Genomic DNA, 25,588 nt, shown 5'->3' with positions numbered 1-25,588 from the left:
CGTCGTCGAATGCTCACTGCACGCCGTCCGGCCGGGGCAGCAGGGCACGGCTCCAGACCCGCACCGTCGGGGCCGGGTGCTCCAAAAGCGCGGTCAGTCGCGCACGGAACCGAAGCGCGGCGGCCGGAAAGCGCTGTTTCATCGCGCTGAGCAGGGGCACCAGCACGCGGTCGTCGTCCTGGTGGATCAGGTGGAGCAGGGCCCCGTTCGACGGGGCCACCCCCTCGGGCCAATACCGCAGAATCAGGGCAACCCCGCTCGGCGCCACCCTGCCGAGATAGCGGTCCATAAGATCCGGGTCCGGCCGCTTCCCCATCCGCAGCCCCAGCAGGGCGGAGATCAGACAGTCCGGCAGGGCGTCGGCACGACGCACCAGGCCCTCCGCCAGGCGTCTTCGGCTCCCGGCACTCAAAGGGAGCCCCGCGACCAGCCGTGCCGTACGGTCGTCGACCTCCCACCGGCACAGGACCTCCCCGATGGCCTGAAGGACCTCGTCCCGGTCCGCCAGGGAGCCGAGGCTCCCCAGGACCAGGTGCCGTACGGCAAGGACCGAGGAACCCAGCCGGGAGACGATGTCCCGAACCTGGAGCCGGTCCGCGGCCCCCTCCATGCGGGCCAGACGCTCGGACAACGCCTCCTCGTAACGGGCAAAGACGCGGTCGATGCGCTCGTCCCGCACCCGGGCCCGGCGCTCCTCCTCACGCCGCTCGGCCTCCCGGGCGGCCTCAGCCTCCGCCTCGGCGCGTTCGGCGCGTCTGCGGTACCAGGCGAAGAGGTCGGGCCAATGGCTACCATCCGACTCCGACGGCCGCTCGGGGCCGGCGGAGGGAAAGCGCCTCAGCTCCTCCGCGGTCAGTCCCTTCAAAAACGTATAGGCCCCGGTGATCTCCTGGAAGCGATACGCCCCCTGCCCTCCCGCCACGTCCGGATGGCAGGTGCGCGCGAGCCGGCGGAACGCCGAGCGCACGTCCGCGGGCGTCGCCCCGGGGGCGAGCCCCAACACCCGCAAATTGTACGCGATCTCCGCCGAAAGATTCATGTGTTCCTCATATCAGGGCGCTCCGATCTCCCAACGCGCTTCCCCCGGAGGCTTCCGGAGCGCCCGACGGGGCAATGCCGCCGGCTCGGGGCCCGGCGGCGAACGCCCGGGAGGATGCGGCACGAAGGCGCTCAGGATACCGCATTTTCCAGGTCCTTGACAAGCCCCTCCATCAACGCCATGGTCTCGGCGTCGAAGGGCATCCCCTCGATCCGGCGCATCAGGGCATGCAGCCGGTCCTGCTGCTGCTCGGAGAGCGCGGTCTCCACGGCGGCCAGGGCCAATTTCAGCTCCTGCATCCGCCGCGCGCTCTCGGCCGCAACGTCCCTGGGCGACCCATTCCCCTTGGGGAACAGAGGGATTTCCACGCGTTCGCCCGTGTCCCGGCGAAGCTCCGCCTCGAGGCAGCCCGAGGCGGAGATCTCGCAGGTGAGGCGGAGCTCCTCGCCCGATCGGACGCCGAGCTCCAGCGAGGCCAGGCGCACCCCTCCCTCCCGCAGCTCGTTCGGGGACTGGATCAGCTCCAGCCTGGCCCGGCCGGAACGGACCGCCCTCAGGGGCACCACGGCGCGGACGGGCAGCGTCGAGTCCGAGGGGATGACCCGGGTCGGGACCCCTTCCCAGACCGCCGTCAGGTCCCCGGAGAGGGCGTCCAGCAGCAGGCGCTCTCCCCCCGAATGGGCGTAGAGCGCCGCGCCGCACACCACCGCGTCCTCGCCGCAGAGGCCGAAGCGCTCCGGGGCCGCCACCTCCTGCTCCAGGATCTCCCGAAGCAGGGGGATCCGGCTGGAGCCCCCGGCCAGGAGCAGACGCGCCGGATCGTGCCGCTCCCAAAGCCGGCGCACGATGTGGACGAGGCGCCGGATGGGGAAGCGCATCAGGCGCTCCATGTCCTCGCGCTGCACCGTCAGCGCGGGCAGGGGACGCTCCCCCAGGGGCGGCGGGATCCATTCGAAGGAGAGGCATTCGGACAGGGCGATCTTCACCCGCTCCGCCTCCATCACCAGGGTGCGCCAGCGCGGATCGCTGGGCGGCAGGGGCTCCAGAAGAAGACGCTCACGGAGCCAGTCCGCAAGCGCAAGGTCGAAATCATAGCCGCCGATGCCGTCGCTCCCGACGCTCTCCAGAACCTGCCAGACGCCATCCCCGCTCTCGACGACGGAGAGGTCCACCGTGCCGGCCCCGAAGTCCAGGACCAGAAACCGGCCCTCCCCGCCAAAGGACAGGGCGGCCGCGGTCGGTTCCGCCACGACGCGGGCCTCGTGCAGGCCCGCCGCCCTCGCGGCGCGGACCATGGCCTCCCTCTGGGTCAGAGAGAAACAGGCGGGGACCGCCAAAACGCAGGAGGAGACGAACGTGCCCAGCCGAACCTCGGCATCCTCCCTCAGGGCGGCGATCAGCGGCACCAGCAGCTCCTCCGCCGACCGTCGACGCCCCTTCACGACGGCCTGAAAGGGCGTGCCCACGCGCCGCTTGACGTCCCACCACACGGCCTCGGAACCGCGCAGGGCCAGGCGCACCGCATCCTCGCCGACGCGCCACTCCCCGTCCCACCCCACGACGGAGGGGGTGGACAAGGTTCCCCAGCGGTTCGTCACCGGCACCACGGCGCCGGCCCCGTCCACGAAGGAACAGAGGGCGCTGCGCGTGCCCAAGTCGATGCCGATGGAGACGCGCTCGCCCTTCACACGAGACATCCCCTCAGCTCCCCCCCCGCCTCGGACTCGATCCTGACCTCTAGGAGCCTGCCGGGGACCGCCTCTCCCGGCCAGGCCGCCTGCAAGAAGTGCGGGGTGTAACCCCGCCGTCGGCCGTCCTCCGCCAACACCGGGAGGATACGGCCGACGAAACGGCGGGCGTAGGCGCTCAGAAGCGCTTCGCCGAGCTCGATGGCCTCCCCCGCCCGATCGGAGAGGGCCGAGGCATCCACCCGCCCCCCGAACGCCGCGGCCGGCGTCCCCCGGCGCGGGGAAAAGGGAAAGACATGGGCCCGACCGATCCCCGCACGACGCATCACGCGGAGCGTGTTTGCGAAGGCGGCGGAATCCTCGCCGGGAAAGCCCACCAGGATGTCGCTGCTGATATGGAGGTCCGGCCCCAGCCGCTCGCGCACGCGGTCGCAGACTTGGATGAAGTCCGAGGCCGTATAGCCGCGCCGCATCCGCCCCAGGACCGCATCGTCCCCGCTCTGCAGGGGAAGGTGCAGGTGCGGACAGAAGATCGGACTCTCCGCAAGGGCGTCGAGGAGCGGAGAGTCCAGCGTGAAGGGCTCGATCGACCCCAGGCGCAGCCGCGCGAGCCCCGTCAGGCCCGAGAGAGCGCGCACCAGGGCCGCGAGCGACGACCCCGTATCCCTACCGTACATCCCGAGGTGGATCCCGGTCAGGACCACCTCGGAACATCCGGCGTCCAGGAGGCGCCGGACCTCGTCCATCGTGTGCTCCACGGGGCGGCTGGTGGATCGGCCCCGCAAAAACGGGATGATGCAGTAGGAACAAAAGTGGTCGCACCCCTCCTGAACCTTCAGGAAGGCGCGCGTATGAAGGCCCTGCCCCGAGGCGGGGAGCTCCTCCCATTCCCGGCCCCGGGCGAGGTCGGACCGGAGATCGCAGAACGAGCGCCCGTTTTGGAGCATCGACTCGACGGCCTCGGTCAGCTCGGCCTTCCTTCGGTTCCCCACCAGGACGTCGACCCCCAGGTCCTGGGCCTCGTCCGCCCCCACGCCCTGCGCCCAGCAGCCGCAGACCGCGACGATCCCCCGCTCTCCGACGGCCCGCCTCGCGCGCCGCACCGCCTGGCGGCATTTGCGGTCGGCCTCGGCCGTGACGGAGCAGCTGACGATGACGGCGGCGGAACAGCCCTTCGCCTCGCGCACCACATGCGCCCCCCGCGCCTCGAGATCCCCCGCCAGGAAATCCCCCTCGCAGAGGTTGGAGCGGCACCCCAGAACATGGATCCAGACGGGCAGGCCCCTCAGGCCGAGCGTGCGGTTTGCGCTCACGCGAGCCGAGCGGGCCGCGCCCGGCAGCCCCACCAGTCGCCCAGATGCAGCTCGCGCTCCAGGCTCAGCCCCGCGGCGGAGAGGGCGGGCAGGAAGACCTCGCGCTCCGCGGCCGTCATGCCGGAGAAGATCGCCGCCCCCTCGGGCTTGAGCACGCGGCGCACGTCCGGCAGAAGCGCCGTGTTGGGCTCCAGAAGGATGTTGGCCGTCAGGAGGTCCGCGCTCGTCTCCACGCCCTTCAGAAGGTCCCCGACGGCCAGATCGCACAGGATGGGGGCCAGGCCGTTCAGCTCCATGTTGCGCCGCACCTCGTCGAGCGTCGCCGGGTCCAGGTCGCGCGCCACGGCGTACGCCGCCCCCAGCTTCAGCGCGGCGATGAAGAGGATGCCCGTCCCCGTGCCGACGTCGACGATCGTATCGCCCTTGCGGACGACATCCTCCAGCAGATCCAGCGCGATGCGCGTGCTCTCGTGATAGCCGGTCCCGAAGGCCGACGCCGGATAGATCAGGATCGGGAGGCGCCCCTCGGGCGCGCGGTCCCTGTGCCACGGGGCCATGACCAGAAGTCCCTTCCCCGCCTCCAGCGGCGGGAAGGCGTCCAGATGCTGCGTGTGCCAGGGGCGGTTCTCCACCTTGCCGTGCGCGCGCAGGACGATTCCCGGAAAATGGACGAGGAGCTCCCCCAGCTCGGCGAGCAGGGGCCCGATCTCCCGGGAGCTGCGGTAGGCCGCACGAAGCACCGGCCGCCCCTCCTCAAGGACGATCTCCGACCCCATGGCCCCGGAGATCGAGGCCAGGTCGAACAGGCGCTCCTCCTCCCATGCGGGGTCGCCGCCCTCCTCCCCCGCAAACTCCACGCTCCACCAGAAACCGGGGCCCTCACTGCCGGGGCCCGGGACGTCGAACAGATCCTCTGAAAACAATCGAATCACTCCCAAAACGTCGGCCGTGCCGAAGGGAAGCCCCGACAGGCCATTTTCCTTATTTTTCCCTCTTATTTTACTACGCCCCGCGAGGAGCGGGGCCCGCGGCGCGGGCAAAAACACGACCCGCGGGGGATGGCCGCCGCGAGCCCCCTGCTCCCACGGACGCGGCCCCGTCGGAGCCCGGGTCCCAATTCACTCGCACATCTCGCCGTTTTTCCTCGAGCGGACATGCTGCAGCACCCGCTCGGCGGAGGCGTTCAGGATGAGCTCCTCGGGAAACCCGATCTCCTCCAGCATCGCCACGGCCGATGCGGTCCTCCCGACATTCCACGGCGAGTGCGCGTCGGAATTGACCGCGATGGAGACACCCCATCGGGCGCAAAGGGCCGCGATGCGCCGGGCGTTCTCCCTGTTCTCCCGCCTCAGGCCAAACGCATGGTGCTCGTTGAGCTCCACGATCTTGTTGTTCGCCCCCAGGGCCGGGATCACCCGCTCGGCATCGAAGGGAAACTCCGGTGAGTCGGGGTGTCCGATCATATCGATGAGGGGGTTCTCCGCCAAGGCCAGGTACAGGTCCGTGTAGGACGCCCCGGGCTCGGGAAACAGAACGTTGTCGTGCAGGCTCGCGATGACCCAGTCCAGCCGACGCAGAAGGCGGTCCGGGAGATCCAGCGCGCCCCGCCGGTCCAGGACGTTGGCCTCCACCCCCCGAAGGACCGTCACCCCTCCGACCCTGCGCGGAATGGATCCGAGATTGGAAAAATAGATGGCCTGACAGCTCCCCGGCATGGCCGGAGCGTGGTCGGTGATCGCGATCAGGTCCAGCCCCTTCTCGGCCGCCCCCTCGATCATCTCCTTGACCGAGCCGTAGGCGTGCCCCGAGGATATCGTGTGCGTGTGGAGATCGGCGCGCAGCGAGATCAAAAACATACCCCTTTCCTTGTCGAACGTCCCCGGTCGGGGACCTTTTTTTGCAACCCCTCCATTCTTTCACAGATCGAACCGACGCTCAAGGCTCGCGCCCAAAAAACGGGGAGCGGATGAGGTCCGCCCTCACCCGCTCCCCGCGGCAAACTCCGCCCTTCGCCGCCGGCCCGCCGCTACTCGAAGAGTTTTTTGTAGGGCCCATAGCCCTCCTTATCCAGATCCGCAACGGGGATGAAGCGCAGCGAGGCTCCATTGATGCAGTAGCGCAGCCCCCCCTTGTCCTTGGGACCATCCTCGAACACGTGCCCCAGATGGCTGTCGCCCGCGCGGCTTCGCACCTCGGAGCGCACCATGCCGTGGCTCGTGTCCATCAGCTCGCGGACGACCTCGGGGTCGATCGGCTTGGAGAACGCGGGCCAGCCGCACCCCGAGTCGAACTTGTCCGTGGAGGAGAAAAGCGGCTCTCCGGTTACGATGTCGACGTAGATCCCCGGCTCCCAATGCTTGTCCAGGGGGCTGGAAAAGGGCGCCTCCGTGGCGGAGTTCTGCGTCACCCTGTACTGGAGGTCCGTCAGCTTCTCCCTGAGCTCCGCGTCCGAGGGGCGGACATAGTCCGACCGCTCCTTGGGACGGGCCGGGGCCTCGGGGATATCCTTCAGGCGGTCGAAGTTGACGTGACAATAGCCGCCGGGGTTCTTCTCCAGGTACTTCTGATGATACCCCTCCGCGGAGTAGAAACTCTTGAGGGGCTCGAGCTCGACGGCCAGGGGCTGGCCGTGCTTCTTTCCCTCCTCCGCGAAGACCCGCTCGGCGACCGCCCGATCCTCCGCGGCCCAGGGGCCGGCCAGATAGACCCCCGTCCGGTACTGCGTGCCGAAATCGCCCCCCTGGCGATTCTTGCTGGTGGGGTTGATGATGGAAAAAAAGGCCGTCAGCAGCTTCTCGAGCGGCAGGCGGGAGGCGTCGTAGCGGACGCGCACCGCCTCGGCATGCCCGGTATCCCCGCGGCAGACCTCCTCGTAGGTCGGATTGGAAGTGGAGCCGTTGGCATAGCCGACCTCGGTCTCGGCCACGCCCGGAACCCTGTCCAGGAAAGCCTGAACGCCCCAGAAACATCCGCCCGCCAGGAAGACCTCCCTGAGATTTGCGGACTCGAACTTCAACCCCTCGTTCGGGTTCTTGGGAAGCCCTCTCCCAGCACCGCCTGCGCTCGCCATGCGTGTACCTCCCCAGAGCAAAAGAATCCCAGCCACCAAAAGCGCCGAAAACAAGCCATAACGCAAAACGCCATCTCCCTTCCTGCGGCAATCGCAGCCCGATGCCGCAAAGCCGGCGCGGCCCAAGGGGCCGCAACTCGTCTGCCCGGTAATTATGCCAGTCTCCCCGCCAACGCCCTTCCGTCGTTTTAAGGATATGAGGGCCCGCAAACACCAATATCCCGAAAACGGCGGAAGGGCGGCCGCAATACGGTAGGGAAAACCCTCCCGGACTGGATTACAAAACCGGCTGAAAAATGATAGAATGGGGCGGCTCTCATGAAATCTCCCACCCCCTTTTCCGCGAAGTCCGGCGGATATGGGCCAACACACGAAAAGGAGGAGCGAGGCATGCGAACGCCTCCCCATCGGCAAGGATCTGCCTAAAGCCCTGTCGTCCGAGGTCCGGGGAAAGTTTGCGCCGCAGGACATGAGGAAAAAAACTTCAGCTCAAGCCGACTCCAAGACGGAGAGCAACCCCAAAGCCCCCCTGGCGGAAAAGACGGCGGGAACAACGGAGAAGGGCCACGCCTCGGCTGCCCTGCCGACGGAGGCCCCTTCGCCGCGCCCCAGGAGAAGAAGGAAGCCCGCGGAAAAGGCGGCGGAAAGGACACAGGAGCCTCCGGCCCCCTCGCAGCAGCCGCCCGCAGAGCCCAAAGGCGCACGCACCCCGGACGGAGGCGCCTCTGCGTCCGCCGAGGCATCCCCCATGGGCGCGGATAAAAAGGGGGGCGCCGAATCGTCCCGCCCAGGAAGGCGTCCCTCAAAAAACAATACCGATACCAATAAGAATACCCTAAAGAGCATCAACCCTTTGCACTCCACCCCCCAAGAAGCAAACAAAAACAGTACCGGTAACAAAAACAACACAATCAAATCGATTGACAAAAACGATACCGGTATCGATAAAAAACAAAAAAAAGAGACGCAACCCCTCAGAAAAACAGAAAAAAACAATACCGGTAATGTAAACGACCGGAAAAAGTCGAAAGAAGATCCTCAGAGCGAGGCCCGCGACGACAAACCCCGCATCCAAAAAGAGAATAAAAACAATACCGGGCAAAAAAATAGCCCTCAAAAAACAAAGAGCGGCGGCCAACAAAGCAAAAAAGAGAGAGATAAAAGCAATATCGATATAAAAAACAAGACCCAAACCGAGAGCGATAAAACCGATACCGGTATTAAAAAAACCAAAGAAAAAGGAGCTTTTTTGCCCCACCCCACCTCTCCCCGGGAGGCAAGAACCGCGAGAGGGCGAAACATCAACAACAAAAACAATACCGGTATAAGGAATGATCCTCTGTCAGAGGACGGCAAAAGCAATACCGGTATTAAAAATACCGAGAAAAAAGAGGCGCTTCCACCCCGCCCCTCCTCGTTCCGGGAAGCGCGCCCCTCGAAGGGGCGAAAAATCGGCAATAAAAACAATACCGGAATCAATAAAGACACCTCGAACAGGAGTTCCGATAGCGATACCGGGAATAAAAACCCTACCGGAACACCTCCGCCTTCCCCTGCTCCGTCCGTTTCAGCCGTCCCCCCAAAGCCCTTGCCGACGCCGGAGGGAGCGGGCCGGGGGAGGAGGAAAAAGAATCCCTATGTGCCCACCGAATATGGGTCCGTACAGATGATGTCCTCGCTACACGGCTTTGCTCCGCTGGGCATGCTCTTCGTGTTGATGGACGTCCTGAAGGGAAGGGAGGAGGGGCTGATCCACATCAATCAGCTGGCTCAGGCTCTGTCCATAGGCAAGCCTTCCCTGCTGGCCCAGCTCGAGAACCTGGAGGCGGCGGGATTGCTGCGCACCCTCTCCAGCTCACGCATGGGACGGCACATCGAGCTGCTCTCCCCCAACATGGTGCGCCACGTGGAGGAGGCGCTCGACGAGGGCTCCGCCGTCTTTCCCAGCGTGCTCTCCAGCACCATCGTCATGGGCGGCGCCGACCCCGAACAGGAGGCCGGGGGGCAGTTCTCCGTCAAAAAGCTGGAGGGGCTCGCCCGATATCTCCAGAGGCGCGGCGTCGAGATCGTCTCCATACCCGACGAGTCCGACCTGGACCCGCGCGTTTCGCAACTCGCGGCCTTCCTGGGGAAATACCTCTCCTACGTCCTTCCCTTTTACGACACCCTGAAGGCCACCCTCAACGAGGGGGAGGAGTTCTCCTATTCCATGGCGGGGCTGCACAGCCGCGACGTGACCCATACCCTGAACTTCTGCCGGATGCTTCAGGAGGTGGATTTTCTGGCCTCGTACACCTACCGGCGGGCCCCTCACTGCAAGATCGTCGCCCGCGTCAACCGTACGCCGACGGCGATCAACTTCCTCACCGGAGGGTGGCTCGAGCACTTCATCCGCGACAAGGTCGTCTCCATCCTCACGACGCACCCCGCAACGCTCGACCTCCCCTACGCGTTCATGAAGAACCCGCGCATCATCCTGCCGGGCGAGGAGGACTTCGAGCTCGACCTCCTTTTGAGCATCGGCGAGAGGATCTTCTGGATCGAGGCCAAGACCGGAGAGTACATGGACTTCCTCCCCAAATACTCCCGGGTTTCGAAGGTGCTGGGGCTGAACCGCAACACCTCCATGCTGGTCAGCGTGGACACCCTGGCCCCGGCCGACAACCTCTCGGCCCGCTACGAGCTGAGTTGCTGCAACCTGGACGAGTTTGCCGACGTCTTCAGGATCAACCTGGTCCGGGAGCTCCAGCAGGGAGCGATACGGCGCCGGAGAGGCTGAGAGAGGAACGATGCCGCGAGGGGGGAAGCCCGAGGCTTCTCCCCTCTTTTTTGCGCCCGCAACGACCCCGGCCGGAGAAGCGCAAAAAAACTCCAAGCTCATTGCCAATGAGTCATAAACAGCCCTTTGTCATGTGGAGTATGGCAATGACTTACAGGTAAGACTTGCGATTACACAACTTGTATAGCGTAGCACAGTCATAGTGAAACCATCATCGGATACAAAACCGGTCAACCGTCCTTTGGCAATAACTTATCCGCGGGCTCCGCGTTTTGCTCTCCCGTGCCCTCGTCCAGGCAATAGAAGCTGATGATCGGCCTCTCGACCTCCTCGAACGCCCAGTGCACGTAACGCACGTAGTCGGCGACCTCGCGCGCCGTGCCGCGGGCGAAAAGAGCAAGAAGCCTGCGGTGCTGAACCCAATATTCCCTCTCCCATAGGGACAGGTCCGCCGACTCGGAGGAGAGCTCGCGGGTCGCCCAGATCGGAAAATGATAGAGGCGCTCCCGGTTGCTCCTTAAAATCCGCAGCAATTCGGCGTTGTCGCAGAGATTGAGCGCCACCTCGTGAAACGCCAGATTGTTTTCGTGGCAGCGGCTGTAATCGCCCTCGGCAATCAGGGCCTCCGTCCTCTCGATGATCTCCTCCATCCTCTTCAGCTCCAGCTCCCCGACCATCGGAAAGACCATCTCAAACGCCGCGGCCTCCAAGGCTCCCGATATCTGGTAGATATTTCTGATCACGTCCCGGGTCAGAGGATTGACCACCACCCCCTTGCAGGGAATGATGGAGACGAAACCCTCCGCCTCCAGCTGCATCAGCGAGTCGCGCAGAGGCGTTCGGCTGACGTCGAGTTTGGCCATCAATTCGGCCTGATTGACAAACTCTCCCGCCTTCAGCCTGCCCGAGATCAGCAGTTCGCGCAGATAATCGTAGACCTGCTTCCTCAATGGGGTGGGACGATCGAATCTCATGGGGAAATGCCTCCGGCACCACAAATTCGAAGCGGCATAGGCCTCCTCCCGCGACGCCGCCAATGGGATCGGCAACATCAGGGCTTCCGGGTATCCCCTTCGGTTCCCCTGGACTCGATGCCGGACTCATGACGCATCTCAAGCTCCGCGTCGCGGGCCTTCGCTATCTTCCCACGCGGCCCCCCTCAAGGTCAAGAGCATCGCTTTTTTAAGCGGCAGGAAAAGCATTTCGCTTTCCCGGAAAATGGGTATTTCTATTGACAAGAAATTAAATTGGAATTATCATGCGATATACAGCATATCGTTGAGCTTCTTCACATCTGACGGCATCACAAATCTATGGATACCACCATCCCCTTATCCCCGCCGGCGGACCGTCTCGTCCGTGGAGATGAAGGTCGATATCCGGGTTCGCTTCAGGAGGATCCTATTATGGATTGTGTCGTTCTGGACGGAAAGAGCCTATCCATCACCGACCTGGCCAATATCGCAAATCACGGGGCCCTCGTCGGCATCGACTCCAAGGCCATGGAGCGTGTCAAGGCGTCCAGAGAGCTGGTCCACAAGCTGTGCGACAGCGAAAAGCCCATCTACGGCTTCAACGCGGGGGTCGGATGGAACAAGGACGTGCGCATCGAAAGGGATTTCTACAGGCAATTCAACACGGACATGATTCGCTCCCATTGCATCGCCATTCCCCCGGAGGCCTCCGAACAGGAGGTCCGGGCGACCATGGCGGTGAGGCTGAACGCACTCCTATGGGGATGTACGGGCTCGAGCCCGGACATCCCCGTCTTGATGGCCGCGATGCTCAACGAGGGCATCCACCCGGTCATTCCGGAACGCGGATCGCTGGGCGAGGCGGATATCGGCAGCCTGGCCCACCTCGGGCTCGCCATGATCGGAGAGGGCAACGTCCATTACAGAGGCAAAAGGATGTCGGCCGCCGAGGCCCTTCGGGAGGCGAACCTGGAGCCGATCTCCACGGGGCCGAAAGACGGCCACGCGATCATCAGCTCCAACGCCCTCGCGGCCGGCCAGGGAGCCCTGGTTCTCCATGCGTTGCAGGAACTGATCGAGACCGCGGAGATCGTCTACGCCGTCTCCCTGGAGGCGTTCAATGGAAACACGACGCCGCTCGACCCAAAAGTTCAGTCCGTCCGCCCATTCAAGGGACAGAACGAGAGCGCCGCGAAGATCCGTTCGTATCTGAAGGGCAGCTACATTTACGACGAGGACCCCGACAGGCCTTTGCAGGACCCCTTGTGCTTCCGCGACGCGGCACACGTCCATGGAGCGGTCCGGGAGGCGATCGACTATGTGCGCTCACTGCTGACCGTCCAAATCAATTCCTCCGACGACAACCCCTGTCTTTTGCTGGAAGAAGGCAGAATCGTCTCGTGCGCGAATTTCGAACCTCTGCCCTGGGTGCTGGGCTTCGAAATGTTGGGGATCGCCCTGTCCCACGTGTCGAAGGCATCCTGCCTCAGGTCCATAAAACTCTGCACCCCCGCATTTTCGGGGCTTCCGCGATTTCTTTCCCCCCATCCCCGAACCATCTGTTTCGGGACGCTGCAAAAAACTTTCGTCAGCCTGGACAACGAGATCAGAAATCTCATCAACCCGAGTTCCATGGACGGATTTTGCGTTGCGGGCGAGATCGAGGACCGTTTCACCAACGCCCCCTTCGTCGTCCAGAAGATCCGAAAAGTATTGGACAACCTGCGTTACATCCTGGGGATGGAACTGATGCACGCCGTTCAGGCCCTCGACTTCAGAGGGGATAAACGGATCAGCGAAGCCGCAAAGGCCTGCCATGCCGAGGTTCGCCGATCCATCGCATTCTACGTGACCGACAGACCCCTGACCGACGATATCGAAAAGGCTCGTCGCCTGATCGCTTCGGGAGCCCTGTTGAAGGCCGTTGCAGACGTGCGATGACACGACCGGAGGGAAACGTCATGGATATCTCCTTCAAGATCAACGGGACTTCGATGACCCGAAAGGTCTCCCCCACAAAGAGACTGATCGACTTTCTTCGCAACGACCTGGGGATCACCAGCGTAAAGGAGGGGTGTTCCGAGGGGGAATGCGGCGCATGCACCGTGATTCTCGACGGAAAGGCCGTCACCTCCTGCACCGTGTTTACGGGACAGATCGATGGAACCGAGATTGTGTCGATCGAGGGACTGGCGCCATCGGGAGATCTGGATCGGCTCCAGGAGGCCTTCGTACGGAACGGAGCCATCCAGTGCGGCTTTTGTACTCCGGGCATGATTTTGTCCTGCAAGGCGCTCCTTATGGAGAATCCGCATCCCACATCGTGGGAGATCCGCAGGGCCATAGAGGGCAATCTCTGCCGCTGCACGGGCTATGAGAAGATCGTCAAAGCTGTGGAGGAACTGGTGCGATGGGACAATACCGAGCGCCCCGAACGATAGAAGAACTCGCCGGCCTCCTCTCCCGGGCGGACCCCGGCACCTTCTTCGTCGCGGGAGGGACCGACCTGACGATCAAGCTGAGGAAGCAAAAGACCTTCGACTTCAACCTGATCGACCTGTCGAGGGTGGAATCCCTCTCGGACATCGACAAGGATGAAGGCTCACTGCGCATCGGCGCTGCGGTCACGATGACCGATCTGGCCCGAAACCCCCTCGTCGTACAATCCCTCAACGCCATGAGGACGGCCGCCTCCCGGATGGGCTCGACACAGATCAGAAACCGGGCCACCATCGGCGGCAATGTAGCCAACGCCTCCCAATGCGCCGACCTGTTGACCGTCCTGATGGCCTGCGGGAGCCTCTGTGAAATTCTGAGCGGCAGCAAGGGGCTGCGAAAGGACAGGATCGATAACATCGTGATCGGCCTTGGCGAGACGACCCTGGCTCGAGACGAGGTCATCACGCGTTTCATCGTCCCCATCCCCGCCGGCCTGTCCGGCTTTGCCAAGATAGGGTCACGGAAGGCCGTAGCGATCTCCAAGTTGAATTGCTGTCTGATCGCCGAAGAGGAGGGCAAAAGGATCAAGAATCCCGTCATCTGCCTCGGCGCCGTAGGGCCGAAGCCCGTTCGGGCCTCCCTGCTGGAGGCGGCCCTCGAAGGCAGGCCCTTCAGGGGAGAGGTCGTCCATGGCCTTCAAGATGCAATCCGGCGACAGATCGAGACCCTGATCCCGACGCGGGCGTCCAGGCATTACAAAAAGGAAGCGGCCATCGGCCTGCTCGAGGATACCATCGACGACTGCCTTGCCCTTGAAGGAGGAATGGGCCGTGAATGACCTCAAATACGTAGGAAGGAGATTGGTGCTGGAGGACGCTGTCGAAAAAGCCACCGGCAGGACACGATACATCTGCGACATGAACCGTTACGGTATGCTCCACGCCAAACTCCTCTTGAGCGAAAGGCCCCATGCGGACATCCGCATCGACAAAACGGAGGCCCTCGAGACGGAGGGGATCGTAAAGATTTTTACCCACGAGGACGTCCCGAAGGTCAAATACAATTCCAACCGAAAATGGTTCAAGGGCTTCGAGACCCCGGAGGACGAATACATCCTGAACGAACGTGCGCGTTTCGTCGGGGACCGCCTGGCGCTTGTCGTCGGAGAATCCATGGATGCCGTCAACCGGGCACTCTCTCGCCTCAAGGTGGAGTACACCGACCTCGAGGCCGTCGTCAGCATCGAGGAAGCCAAAAGGGACCGCGTCAAAATACACGGCCGGTCGAACTTGTGTTTTCAGAAAGAATACAGCTGCGGCAACTGGGAAGAGGCTTTGAAGCAGGCGGATTACATCGTGGAGGACCGGGGATCCACGCCACGGATACACCACGCTGCAATGGAGCCCCACATCTGCCTTGCCGAGATCGACGACGGCGGCAACCTCGTCGTCTGGACGCCCTGCCAGTTCATAACGCTGTCGCAGTACACCATCTCTCATTGCCTGTCGATCCCCCTCGAGCGGATTCGAGTCATCAAGGCGACGATGGGCGGTTCCTTCGGAGGAAAAAGCAATTCCATCCTGGAGCCGGTGTGCGCCTTTGCCAGCCACACCCTCAAACGCCCCGTAAAGCTCTGGATGGACCGGCAGGACGCGATTGTCGCAACCCGCGTCCGCAATCCCACGGAGATGAGGATCAGAACGGCCATCCGTAAGGACGGACGCATTCTGGGCCGGTCCATCGAGGCGGATATCAACGGCGGAGCGTACTATACGAACGCCACGGCGATCGTGACCACCATAGGCAAGAAGGCCTTTCGTCTCTACGACATCAAAAATCAGGTCTTCCGCGGAAGGTCCTATTACACCAACACCCAGATCGGCGGAGCGTGCCGCGGATACGGTTCCCCGCAGCTCCAGGGGCTGACCGAGATCAATATCGACAATGCCGCCGCGAAAATTAAAATGGACCCCTGCGAATTCCGCCTAAAAAATCTGGTCTATCCGGGCATGGAGGATCCCCTCGGGGCCCCGTCCGTCGGCAACGCCCGGATCCGGGACTGCATCGAGCTGGGCATGAAGGAATTCCGCTGGCTCGAACGCAGAAAAAACGTAAGGGAGCGGAACACCCCGCGCTACGCTTTCGGCGTCGGCATGGCCTGCGGCGTCCATGGCAATGGCTACATGGGGGTCTATCCGGAGTTCACCGATGTCCTGGTCTCCATGACAAAGGGCGGCCACGCGATCTTCAGGGTCGGCCTGCACGAACAGGGCTGCGGCACCCTGACATCGATGCGGCAGATCGCCGCCGAGGTCCTGGACATGCCTATCGAGAGGATATCCGTAACCGAGGCGGACACCTTCATTACCCCCTACGACGCAGCCGGGACCCAGGCCAGCCGGGTGACGTTCGTTTGCGGAGGAGCCGTAAAAATGGCCGGAGAACGGATGAAGAACGAGCTCATCGACTGCTACTGCAGATTGACCGGCTCCGTCCGGGAACACGTCGTCACCGACGACGGATTCATCCGCAACACGGAGAACGGTCGGTCCCTCTCCTACGGAGAGGTCGCCGCGCTCTCGGAAAGAGAACTTCTGAAAACGCTCGATCAGCACGTGCACTACGAGGCCCCCGCAAATCCCGGGAGCTACAGCGCATGTTTTGCCGAGGTGAAGGTCGACAGGTTCACCGGACTGGTCGAGATCACGGATCTGCTTGCGGTCCAGGACGTGGGCAAGAACATCAACCCGACTCTGGTGGAGGGGCAAATCGAAGGAGGAGCCCAGTTCAGCCTGGGAATGGCACTCTACGAAAACCTGGCCGTCGACGAAAAGGGCTATGTACGATCCCGGAACTTCTCGAAATACCACATCATCAACGCCCCCATCATGCCGCAGGTCAGGGTGCGCACCATCGAAGCACACGAACCGGAGGGGCCGTTCGGAGCGAAGAGCGTCGGCGAGCTGGCATCGGTCGCCCCCGCCCCCGCCGTCCTGAACGCCATCAACTTCGGCCTCGGGACGAACATCACCGTCTACCCGGCCACCCCGGAGCGTATCGTCACCGCCATCCGACAGCTCGAGACCGAGAGGAGGGAGGGGTAGAGGACAGGACTCGCACTGCATCTTCATGCCGTAAGCTCCCAGGCGCACCGAGAGAAAAGAGCAGCAGAGGCAGGAGGAGGATCTCATGTTAAACGTCGTGGACAATATCGTCATCGTTGCAGCAGTGGTCATTATCGTCGCCATAGGCGCCTACTTCTCGAAGGCGGTCACCGATATGGAAAGTTACTACCTGGCGAACCGGAGTCTGCCCTGGTCCCTGGTCGTGGGGACGCTGATGGCCTCGTGGTACGGCGGAACGGGCGTTGTGGGAACGATCGGCTACGCCTCGGTATTCGGCCTTGCCTCATGGTTCATCTGGTCCTTCGGAGCCCATGCCGTTCGTTTTCCGCTGGCGCTGTGGGTCGGTCCCAGAATCCATATCCGCGCGGACGTGACGATCCCGGATATGATTCAGGCCCACTACGGTAAATTCGCGGCCGTCTTCTGCTCCTGTCTTCTGTTCTTCTATTGCACGTCCATAGCGGAGATCACCGCCACCGGCTATATCGGCATCGCCGCCTGGAACGCCAACCGCTTCCTGATCGGCCTCATCGTCGTCGTCATCACCCTTCTGCTGACCGTCCTCGGAGGCCTGATGGGCGTTGCGGTGACCGACATGATCTTCTTCTTCCTCATGGTATTCAGCGTTTGCGTCGTCTTTCCCCAGATTTTTTCCGATGCCGGCGGCATGCAGGGCATTCGGACGGCACTGGCCTCAAAGCCCGAACTGGTGCATCCCATAGCGGGCATGCCCTTCACAAAAGCGGCCATGCTGCTCGGACTTTGTCTGAACGTCTATGCCGACCCCAGCTTCTATCAAAGATTTTCCGCCTCCAATTCGGCCAGGACGGGCCGCCGCGCCATGCTGACCTGCTTCGTCATATGGCTGGGCTTCGACCTCGTCGCCATCATGTGCGGCGTCATCACCAGGGTTCTTCACCCGGACGCCATCCCCGAGGTCGCCTACGTCCACATGGTCCTGTCCAAACTCCCCCAAGGCGTCCGCGCACTCTTCATCATAGGCTTGTTCGGCGCCGTCATCTCGACCCTCGACAGTTACTACCTGATCGGCGGGACGACGCTCGCGAAGGATATCTATGGCAGAATATTCTTCAGAAAAGACGTGGACGACAAGAAACTGATAACCCTGAGCCGCATCGGAGCCCTGCTCCTCGGAGGGATGGGGTTGACCCTCGCCTTCCGGTTCAAGATGGTCTTCGACGCCGTCGTGTTCCTCTCCAGCCTTTGGATGTCCACCGCCTTCGTACCCGTCCTCATGGCCATCATGTACAAGGGGAAAAAGACGGTGTGGTCCGGAAGATGCTCCCTCGTCCTGGGGTGCCTGACGTTTATCGTCATCAGGCAGCATCCCATCCCGCTTCCTGGGGGCCTGGGAACGCTCGAGCCACTGCTGGCGGCGATTCCGGTTTCCTTCCTCGCCTGGTTTGTCGGCAATCGATTCGGCACGGATATCAGCGATCGCAGGAACATCATTATAGGAGGCTGACGACAATGCAGGACGAAAAACTCAATACGACCCCCTCTGTCGGCGACGAGAAAATCCAATGGTCCGGCCTGGACGGTTTTCTGGTATTGCTCTACTTCGTCGAAGCCCTCGTCTTCGGGTACTGCCTGCTGTACGACGTCGATTTCATGATCGGAACCGTGGCCCCTTATTTTACGTTGGGCGTGACCACAATGATCTTTCTGAAATACATCCTGGAGGTCTTTTCCTTCTCCCGCCAAACCCGGAAGAGCGCATCCAGGTAAAATCCTTGAGGACGTCGCCCGCCCCACGAGGGACTGTATTGAATCCTCGTCGCCCCCTCGCGGGCGACGTCCTTTCATGCTTTCGAACGGGACTGTGGAGACCAAGATGAAAATTCGAGCGTTCGCAGAAAAGCTGAGCCTGGAAGAGGCACAAAAGAAAGCGAGCAGGGGCAACGGCTTCTTCGGGCGTCTTTTCCTCGGGAAAGACGTCGCGGTCCACATGAAGACGATCTATATCGAGAACAAGATCATCACGTACAGAGTTTCGTCCGCACCCAACTGGATCTCCCGAATCGTACGCAGGTCGGAGTCCGGTCGGCACTCCGACTTTCTGATTCAGATGATCGCCAACGGCTCCACTTGCGGGGTCTCCTATTACGATCCCCAAGGGGTGGAGATAACCGACATGGATGTCGACGAGGAACAGATCCAGCTTTCGGATTTTTCGGACTCGGCTCTGGCCGTCCGGGGCAATGCTTTGGCCAGAAGGATCCTGAAAAGGCGGATCGGCGGACACATCACCCTGGAGGTGGAGAGTATCGAGAGCGTATTCAGGCCTTATCATGTCGCCTTTTACGGAGAACTTCGCGAGGGGGCCAAAGTCCGGTACATCCCCTTTCCTGCGGACGGGTGCACCGTGAAGCGCACCTTCTGACGGGGAAAAGCGTGGGCGTCCTTACCGGCCGGACGCCGGCAAACGAGGGATAAAACCATCGTGAAAACGACTCCCTGCCCCCATCGTATCGGTGCACTCCGTTTGCGAACGAGCAGGAAGAAAAAATACAGCCCAAGAGAAACGCCCATCAATCATGGCAGAGGGAGGAGTGAAGGGAATGAAGATCTGGGAAACGATCGTCGAAACTTTCGAGATTCCGGAGGAGGCCCGCCCGTTCATAGAGGTTTACCTGACGGATACCGATGTCAAGGCCATCGAGCTCATGGGGGCCGGGAGCTATCTGCCCGAGGACCTGTTCCGTCTCCTGAAGCCCATTGTCGAAGATCCCCAGGCCTACACCCAGGACGCCTATTCCCGGGGAATATTCAACAAGACCGCGGAACTGGGAGAGATCGGCTACAAGGTGGGCACCTTCGCCAAATGCATCACCTACCTGGCTCAATACGATCCGGAAGCCTGGAAAAAAATTCCTGCGGAGGTCCGGGAAAAAATCGATGTCTGGTACGTGAACAAGTACGCGGAGGAGGCAAAGCCCCGACTCGAGGAATCCCTGCGCAATCCCTCGAAGCTCATAGAAAATGCTTTTTTCTACACGCTCGAGGAGACCCTGGCCCTGATCGATCGGCAGGAGCAGGAGGAGTTCTGCGTTTTTCCCTGCAACTGCAAGGCCCTTGCTTTGAAGTGCGAGGGCAGGAAACCGTCGAATGTTTGCCTCGGCTTCCATTACAAATCGATCAATTCGGATTACGACAGGGGGCACGGCAAGCTCATCACGAAGGAAGAGGCCAAGGCCTTGGTGCGCATGGCCAATAAAAACGGACTGATGCAGACCACGGAGACCGAGTGGGGCATCTGCAACTGTTGCGGATGCTGTTGTTACCCGATTCGTTCCTCGCAGCAGATCGGAGCGAAGGGGCTTTGGCCCAAAAAGATCTACGACATCGTCTGGGATGAAGAAGCCTGCATCCGCTGTGGAAAATGCGCCAGGATATGCAATTTCGGCGCCTTCACCCAGGATGCCGAAAAAAGGATCTCCTTCGATCGGGAAAAATGCTGGGGCTGCACCATTTGCATGAACAATTGCCCCAAGGGCGCGATATCCATCGTCAAGGCCCAATAGGCCCTATGCCCCACGGCACCGGCACCGGAGGTTTGGCGTGAGCCTGGAAAGATCGCCGAATGGAGCCCATGGCCTTGTTTCTGAGGATTGAAGATTCATCGAGCACGATTCGGCATCGAACGAAAGGGGACGAAAATGCGGGCGGGAGAGATCGGGACGGTCACGCTGGGAGATCGGCTGGCGCTTTCGGACGTTGTGGCGGTGGCCCGCTGCGGAGCGCACGTCGAATTCTCCCCGGAATACAAAGAAAGGGTCTCTGCCTGCCGCAGGTTGGTGGAGCGCTTCTCCGACGAGGAACGAGTGGTCTATGGCGTCACCACCGGGCTTGGCGATAATGTCAATCACTATGTGAGTAGGGAAGAGCGCGCTCGTTTTCAGCGCGACACCATTTTGTCCCACGCGGTGTCCGTGGGAGAACCGCTCGAAAAAGAGTGCGTCCGGGCCATGATGTTGGTTCTGCTTCAACATTTGGGAACGGGGCATACCGGAATACGTTTGGAGACCGTGGAGGTTTTGAGGCGCATGCTCAATGCCGACATTGTGCCCCATGTCCCGGGGCACGGTTCGGTCGGGTATCTCGGGTTGGAAGGGCACATCGCTCTCGTCCTGATCGGCGAGGGCAGCGCCTGGTACAGAGGGAAACGACTTCGGGGCGGCGACGCGCTCGTGCAGGCCGGAATCCAACCCATCGACATCGGAGCCAAGGAGGGGCTGAGCCTGGTATCGGGGACCACTTCGGTCACCGCGCTGTCCGCATTGGCCGCTTACGACGCCTCCATCCTCGCCCTGACGAGCGATGTGATCGGGGCCATGTCCCTCGAGGGACTGAAAGGCAACCTGGGCGCGATGCATGAAATGCTCATGGGGACCAGGCCGCACCCCAACCAGGGAGCCGCCGCCGCGAACGTCCGGAAGGTCCTGGAGGGGAGCGGGATACAAAAAAAATACGCTGGTTACAGGGTTCAGGATGCCCTCTCCCTGCGCTGCATCCCCCAACTCCATGGCGCGGTCCGCAAACTGATCGGCGACAGCGTGGAAACGCTGGAGATCGAACTGAACTCCACGGTGGACAACCCGCAGATTTTCGAGACGGAGGACGGTGCCGGAACGGCTTTGATGGGGTGCAACTGCGACGGAGCCTATGCGGGAACCGCCGCGGATGTCCTTTGCATCGCGATGGGCAATCTGGCCAAGATGTCGGAACGCAGGCTGGACCGGCTGGTCAATCAGCACGTCAGCGAACTTCCGGCCTTTCTGACCCCCACCCCCGGCATAAGCAACGGCTACATGATTCCCCAGTACACGGCGGCCGGGCTGCTCGGAGAAATACGACTGAAGGCCCACCCCGCGACCGTGGACAGCGTGCCGACCTGCGCCCTTCAGGAAGATTACGTTTCCATGGGATACAACGCCGCCATCAAAGCCTACGAAAGCGTCGGGCTCGCACGGTACATCCTGGCCATCGAACTGATGAACGCCTGCCAGGCACAGGATTTTTACGACGACCCGAACCCTTCCCCCGCGACCAAGGCCGTACGGGATCTCGTGCGCGAGAAGGTGCCCTTCCTGACGAAGGATCGCGCCATGCACGAGGACATGGAGTACATCGCCGCACTGATACGGGACGGGACGATCCTCGACAGGGCGGAAGCGTTTGCCGGCCCTCTTCGCTTCTGACGAAAATTTTCCGGTCCCGCCCTCTCCGGCTCCCGCCGCCCCAAGCCATTTCCAATACGCCGAAGGCCTCCCCGGGGGGAGCGGGTGGCGGACCGGCAGGGCCAGGCGACGGACGCGGGGTCGTCGCCCCGCGTCCGTCGCCTTTTCCGGCCGAACGAAACGGTCCCCCTGCCGCGGCTATCGTCCCTCCTCCGGGAACGAGCCGGGGAAGAGCCGCTCGGGGGGCAAAGACCCATCGCTCCGCTCCCAGTACCCCATGCGCATCTTCTCGTAATAGGCCTGCGCCCGATCGCGCAGTTCGGCCTCGTCGACGCCCGGGATCACGCGGTCGCGCATCACGAAGCGGCCATCGATGATCGAATGGCGCACCTCCCGCGAGGTCCCGGAGTTGACGATGGTCCGCAGCGGGTCGTCGATCGTACCGACGTCCAGCCCGTCGAGGTCGAGGACGATCATGTCCGCCCGTGCCCCCACCGCGATGCGGCCCAGGTCCTCGCGGCCCAGAGCCAGCGCGCCCCCCAGGGTGGCCGCCTCGAAGAAGTCCGCGTAGGTGTTGCCCTCCAGGGAACGATCGACGCGGCGCGCCATGATGCTGCCAATGCGGATGTTCGCCAACATGTCGGGCGGGAAGGTGTCCGTGCCCATCGCCATGTTGACCCCCGCCCTGCGGTAGCGCCCAAACGATTCCAGCGCCACCCCCGATCGGGCGTAGACCAGGGGACAGTGGATGACGGTCGTCCCCGTGCGGGCCAGCAGCGCCACGTCGTCGCCCGAAGGCCCATCCTGGATGTCGCCGTATCCCGGAACGTACAGGGCGTGCGGGATCAACGTCGTCCGGCCCAGAAAGCCTATCTTGTCCAGATACTGGAGCGGCGTGAGCCCTTGTTTCCTACGGATCCAGCCGTACTCGAAGGAGCCCTGGGCCGCGTGCAGACGAACGCCACAATGTACTTTGCGCTCAGTTTTGTCCTCAATTCCGAAAGCCGCTCCTTTCCCGACAAGGGCCCGAAAGCCGCCTAAGGCCGGCTCGGGAGCGAGTCGTAATCCACCCGCTGCTCGTCCAGCCAGCCCTGTGCGTGCCCCCAAAAGGTACTCGGCAACGCCATGTGCCGTTCCAATCCGGCGCGCTCGATCAGACGGCGAGCCTCCGCCTCCCCCTCGCTCAGCACCTCGTCCTCGTCCACGGACAGAACGCGGCGCCCCTCCATCAGCACGCGTCCGGCCACGACGACGGTCTCCACGTCGTGCCCCACGGACTCGCAGATCACGCGGTGCACCGGCATGACGTTGGGGACCAGGTGAGGCTGCCATAGGTTGATGACGGCGATGTCCGCCTGCTTCCCCGGCTCGAGCGAGCCGATCTCGTCGTCCCAGCCCAGCGCCTTGGCGGCATCGATCGTGATCATCTCGAGCGCCTTGCCGTTGGGAATCAGGAAGGGGTCGCGGCAGAGCATCCGCTGGATCAGCTGGGTCTGCCGGGCGGCCTGAAGGAGGTCGAACGGCGTGGACGGCGAGTTCCCGTCCGTCGTGATCGCGACGTTGGCCCCCAGCCCGATCAACTCGGGGATCGGACAACGCCCGTTGATCTGTCCGTAGCCGGGCGCGCTGGTCACGTGGGTCCCCGTCTCCGCCAGGATCATGGCCTCCTCGAAGGAGATGCCGGTGCAGTGCTGGATATGCACATCCGGCCCCAGGAGGGCGTGCTCGCAGCGCCGCGCGAGACGGATCATGCCGCCGAACGCCTCCGTGTGAATGCGGACCCCGTGCTTGGCCGCAACCTCCCGGACCCGGCGCATCATCAGCCGGTCGTGATCCGACAGGGCCACGGCGACGTCCGCAGCCGAGGGACCGGAACCGAAGATCGAGGTCAACAGGACGAACGGCGCAATGAAGACCCGAATGCGCCCGTCGGCCCCGCCGTTCCAAGCCTCGATGACGGCCTCGGCCCCCTCCATCATCCTCTCGAAGGGGACCTCCACCTCGTGGCGGACGCCGTCTCTCCACCGACTGAACTTCCGCGGGAAGGGCGGATTGCAGGGGCCGACGGCCACGATCCCCCGAACGCCCACGTCGGCGTAACCGCGTGCGTTGTTGCTTCCAAATATCGGGTCGTCGCTGCGTTGAGCCGAGCTGATGACGCTGACTCCGCAGGTCACCCCCATCTTCAAACGCTCCAGCGCCGCCAGGCGCGCCTCGACGTACCAGAATTCGTCCGTCGTGTAGTGATGGTACGTCGGCGTCGCGATGTGCATCCAATGGCTGCGGGTGTCCGCACCGATCGTCTTGAGGAGCGCGTGCCCCGCGTGTCCGTGGGCGTCGATCAGTCCCGGCAGAATCGCCTTGTGAAGGCAGTCGATCTCCCTCTCGGCCCGGTAGGCCGCCTCGATCTCCTCCGCGGGACCCACGGCCGCGATCCGCGTTCCCTCCACGGCCACGGATGCGTTCTCCAGAATGCGCCGCTTCGGGTCCATCGCGATCACGGTACCCCGTCTCAGGACGAGGTCCGCGTGCTTCCTGGTCCCATCCAAAGTCATCAAATTCCGACTCTCCCGTTCCATCGCTGTGCCCCCGGACGGGGCTCAGCTCAAAAGCCGCCCCGTCCCCGGTGACGCCGTTATCTTCTCCCCGTCGAAGACGACCGCACCACGCACCAGCGTCGCCGTGACGCGCCCCTCGAACTCCATCCCAATGTAGGGGCTGTGCTTGTTCTTGTGAAGCAGCATCTCGGGGGCCAGCGTCCACCGCGCATCCGGATCCAGGATCGTGAGATCCGCGTCGCTGCCGATGCGGACGGCCCCTTTTCGGGGATAGAGGCCCATCAGGCGCGCGGGGTTCTCGCAGACCAGACGCACCAGGGCCTCCACGCTCATGCCCCGACGCTTCACGCCATGGGTGAAGAGCGCCGGAAGCATCGTCTGAACGCCCTGCACCCCACCCCACATGTCCCAGAAGCTGCCGCTCGCGGGGTTCTTCTGCGCCGCCGTCGAGGGCGAGTGGTCCGAGGAGATCACGTCCACCGAACCGTTCAGGACGCGCTCCCAGAGGCCCTCGATGCTCTCGCGGCTCCGCACGGGGGGCGTGCACTTCAGGACGCCCTTCAGGCGATCCAGATCGGCGTCGGAGAAGATCAGGTAGTGGGGACAGGTCTCCACCGTGACCCGTGCTTCCCCCCGGGCCCGGGAGGCCCGGTCGATGACCTCCGGCAGGGTGGCGTGACAGATGTGCACCCGAGCCCCCGTGGAGCGGGCCATCTCGAGCAGCGCGTCGACGGCCAGAAGCTCGGTGACGGGCGCGTGGGCGTCCAGAAAGTCGCGTGCGCCGCTGCGCCCTTCCTCCCGGGCTCTCCGCTCCAGGGACGAGGTCAGGCCCTCGTCCTCGCAGTGAACGCCCACCAGAAGATCGCTCCGTTTCGCCTCGATCAGGCCCCGGTAGAGGACCTCCGGCCGGGCGTAGGGGAAATCGTTGCCCGCAAAACAGGTGAACGCCTTGAAGGCGATCGCCCCGGCATCACGCATCGCGCGCAGCTCAGAGACGTTGTCGTCCACCAGACCGCCCCACAGGGCGTAGTCCACCACCGCGCGCTCCGCGGCGGCGCGTTTCTTGAGCTCCAGAGTCTCCACCGAGGTCACGGCCGGAGCGCCGGAGAGCGGCATGTCGACGACCGTACCGACCCCGCCGGCCGCAGCCGCGGCGGTGCCCGTCGCCATGTCCTCGCGTTCGGGGAGCCCCGGGTCGTTGAAGTGGACGTGTGCGTCGACCACAGCCGGCAGAACCAGCTTGCCCGCCGCGTCGAGGACGCGCTCCCCCCCGCCGAGCATTCCTCTGGCGGCCAGGGCCGCGATTTTACCGTCGGCTATTCCGATATCGGCCTCGACGACCCCCGAGGGGGTCGCGACGAGGCCGTTCGTGATCGTACAGGAAAAAAGGCTTGTGTTCATG

22 protein-coding genes are annotated in these 25,588 nt (G+C 63.1%); 10 read left to right on the top strand and 12 right to left on the bottom strand.

Annotated features, from left to right (window positions below):
• Nucleotides 1-13: 13 nt before the first annotated feature.
• The 8 genes from EII26_RS03465 to EII26_RS03430 all read right to left on the bottom strand — a co-directional run bounded on the left by EII26_RS03465 (nt 14) and on the right by EII26_RS03430 (nt 8,368).
• Entirely contained in the window at nt 14-1,039 is a 1,026-nt protein-coding gene (locus tag EII26_RS03465; RefSeq protein WP_124887752.1) for a J domain-containing protein, read from the bottom strand.
• 131 nt (nt 1,040-1,170) lie between these two features.
• Nucleotides 1,171-2,736, bottom strand: a complete 1,566-nt coding sequence (locus EII26_RS03460; RefSeq protein ID WP_124887751.1) for an Hsp70 family protein — start codon at nt 2,734-2,736, stop codon at nt 1,171-1,173.
• Complete coding sequence (locus tag EII26_RS03455) at nt 2,724-4,073, bottom strand: MiaB/RimO family radical SAM methylthiotransferase (protein WP_158612130.1); 1,350 nt, start codon at nt 4,071-4,073, stop codon at nt 2,724-2,726. The genes EII26_RS03460 and EII26_RS03455 overlap by 13 nt, the downstream gene beginning before the upstream one ends.
• A complete protein-coding gene (locus EII26_RS03450; protein WP_233572582.1) occupies nt 4,037-4,963 on the bottom strand; it encodes a 50S ribosomal protein L11 methyltransferase in 927 nt (308 codons plus the stop codon). The genes EII26_RS03455 and EII26_RS03450 overlap by 37 nt, the downstream gene beginning before the upstream one ends.
• A 195-nt stretch (nt 4,964-5,158) precedes the next feature.
• Nucleotides 5,159-5,896 carry a phosphatase gene (locus EII26_RS03445; protein WP_124887749.1) on the bottom strand — a complete coding sequence of 246 codons (738 nt, stop codon included), beginning with the start codon at nt 5,894-5,896 and terminating at the stop codon, nt 5,159-5,161.
• A gap of 170 nt (nt 5,897-6,066) precedes the next feature.
• Nucleotides 6,067-7,110 carry a peptide-methionine (R)-S-oxide reductase MsrB gene (gene msrB, locus EII26_RS03440; RefSeq protein ID WP_124887748.1) on the bottom strand — a complete coding sequence of 348 codons (1,044 nt, stop codon included), beginning with the start codon at nt 7,108-7,110 and terminating at the stop codon, nt 6,067-6,069.
• Nucleotides 7,111-7,599: 489 nt separating this feature from the next.
• Entirely contained in the window at nt 7,600-7,860 is a 261-nt protein-coding gene (locus tag EII26_RS03435) for a hypothetical protein (protein ID WP_124887747.1), read from the bottom strand.
• Nucleotides 7,861-7,945: 85 nt separating this feature from the next.
• A complete protein-coding gene (locus tag EII26_RS03430) occupies nt 7,946-8,368 on the bottom strand; it encodes a hypothetical protein (RefSeq protein ID WP_124887746.1) in 423 nt (140 codons plus the stop codon).
• A 381-nt stretch (nt 8,369-8,749) separates the two neighbouring features.
• Between EII26_RS03430 and EII26_RS03425 the strand changes: the two genes are divergently transcribed.
• Nucleotides 8,750-9,889 carry a hypothetical protein gene (locus tag EII26_RS03425; protein ID WP_158612129.1) on the top strand — a complete coding sequence of 380 codons (1,140 nt, stop codon included), beginning with the start codon at nt 8,750-8,752 and terminating at the stop codon, nt 9,887-9,889.
• 230 nt (nt 9,890-10,119) lie between these two features.
• Here the strand turns inward: EII26_RS03425 and EII26_RS03420 are convergent, their stop codons facing one another.
• Complete coding sequence (locus EII26_RS03420; RefSeq protein WP_158612128.1) at nt 10,120-10,863, bottom strand: GntR family transcriptional regulator; 744 nt, start codon at nt 10,861-10,863, stop codon at nt 10,120-10,122.
• A gap of 432 nt (nt 10,864-11,295) precedes the next feature.
• Between EII26_RS03420 and EII26_RS03415 the strand changes: the two genes are divergently transcribed.
• The 9 genes from EII26_RS03415 (at nt 11,296) to EII26_RS03375 (ending at nt 21,649) form a co-directional block, all read left to right on the top strand.
• Complete coding sequence (locus tag EII26_RS03415) at nt 11,296-12,804, top strand: HAL/PAL/TAL family ammonia-lyase (RefSeq protein WP_124887743.1); 1,509 nt, start codon at nt 11,296-11,298, stop codon at nt 12,802-12,804.
• A 20-nt stretch (nt 12,805-12,824) separates the two neighbouring features.
• Nucleotides 12,825-13,304 carry a (2Fe-2S)-binding protein gene (locus tag EII26_RS03410; RefSeq protein ID WP_124887742.1) on the top strand — a complete coding sequence of 160 codons (480 nt, stop codon included), beginning with the start codon at nt 12,825-12,827 and terminating at the stop codon, nt 13,302-13,304.
• Entirely contained in the window at nt 13,274-14,140 is an 867-nt protein-coding gene (locus EII26_RS03405; RefSeq protein ID WP_124887741.1) for an FAD binding domain-containing protein, read from the top strand. The genes EII26_RS03410 and EII26_RS03405 overlap by 31 nt, the downstream gene beginning before the upstream one ends.
• Nucleotides 14,133-16,406: a xanthine dehydrogenase family protein molybdopterin-binding subunit gene (locus EII26_RS03400; protein WP_124887740.1), complete on the top strand. Its 2,274-nt coding sequence runs from the start codon at nt 14,133-14,135 to the stop codon at nt 16,404-16,406. Before EII26_RS03405 ends, EII26_RS03400 begins: the two co-directional genes overlap by 8 nt.
• Before the next feature lie 85 nt (nt 16,407-16,491).
• Nucleotides 16,492-17,913 (top strand): sodium:solute symporter family protein, encoded by a 1,422-nt coding sequence (locus EII26_RS03395; RefSeq protein ID WP_124887739.1) that lies wholly within the window; start codon nt 16,492-16,494, stop codon nt 17,911-17,913.
• Nucleotides 17,914-17,918: 5 nt separating this feature from the next.
• Nucleotides 17,919-18,176 carry a hypothetical protein gene (locus EII26_RS03390; RefSeq protein ID WP_124887738.1) on the top strand — a complete coding sequence of 86 codons (258 nt, stop codon included), beginning with the start codon at nt 17,919-17,921 and terminating at the stop codon, nt 18,174-18,176.
• Between the two features lie 220 nt (nt 18,177-18,396).
• Nucleotides 18,397-18,831, top strand: coding sequence for a hypothetical protein (locus EII26_RS03385; RefSeq protein WP_233572581.1), 435 nt, complete (start codon nt 18,397-18,399; stop codon nt 18,829-18,831).
• 178 nt (nt 18,832-19,009) lie between these two features.
• A complete protein-coding gene (locus EII26_RS03380; protein WP_233572580.1) occupies nt 19,010-19,972 on the top strand; it encodes a 4Fe-4S dicluster-binding protein in 963 nt (320 codons plus the stop codon).
• A gap of 87 nt (nt 19,973-20,059) precedes the next feature.
• Complete coding sequence (locus EII26_RS03375; RefSeq protein ID WP_233572579.1) at nt 20,060-21,649, top strand: HAL/PAL/TAL family ammonia-lyase; 1,590 nt, start codon at nt 20,060-20,062, stop codon at nt 21,647-21,649.
• 177 nt (nt 21,650-21,826) lie between these two features.
• On the opposite strand, the gene EII26_RS03370 is transcribed toward EII26_RS03375, so the two are convergent.
• From EII26_RS03370 to allB, 3 genes are read right to left on the bottom strand one after another with little or no spacing between them, the layout of a single operon-like run.
• Nucleotides 21,827-22,735: an amidohydrolase family protein gene (locus tag EII26_RS03370; protein ID WP_233572578.1), complete on the bottom strand. Its 909-nt coding sequence runs from the start codon at nt 22,733-22,735 to the stop codon at nt 21,827-21,829.
• On the bottom strand, nt 22,666-24,183 hold the full coding sequence (locus tag EII26_RS03365) for an amidohydrolase family protein (protein WP_124887839.1): 1,518 nt from the start codon (nt 24,181-24,183) through the stop codon (nt 22,666-22,668). Before EII26_RS03365 ends, EII26_RS03370 begins: the two co-directional genes overlap by 70 nt.
• Nucleotides 24,184-24,228: 45 nt before the next feature.
• On the bottom strand, nt 24,229-25,587 hold the full coding sequence (gene allB / locus EII26_RS03360) for an allantoinase AllB (protein ID WP_124887736.1): 1,359 nt from the start codon (nt 25,585-25,587) through the stop codon (nt 24,229-24,231).
• Nucleotide 25,588 lies beyond the last annotated feature (1 nt).

Source organism: Fretibacterium sp. OH1220_COT-178, assembly GCF_003860125.1.
GTDB lineage: Bacteria > Synergistota > Synergistia > Synergistales > Aminobacteriaceae > CAJPSE01.
Note: the sequence above shows the minus strand (reverse complement) of the source record. Positions and strands in the feature narration are given on the sequence as shown.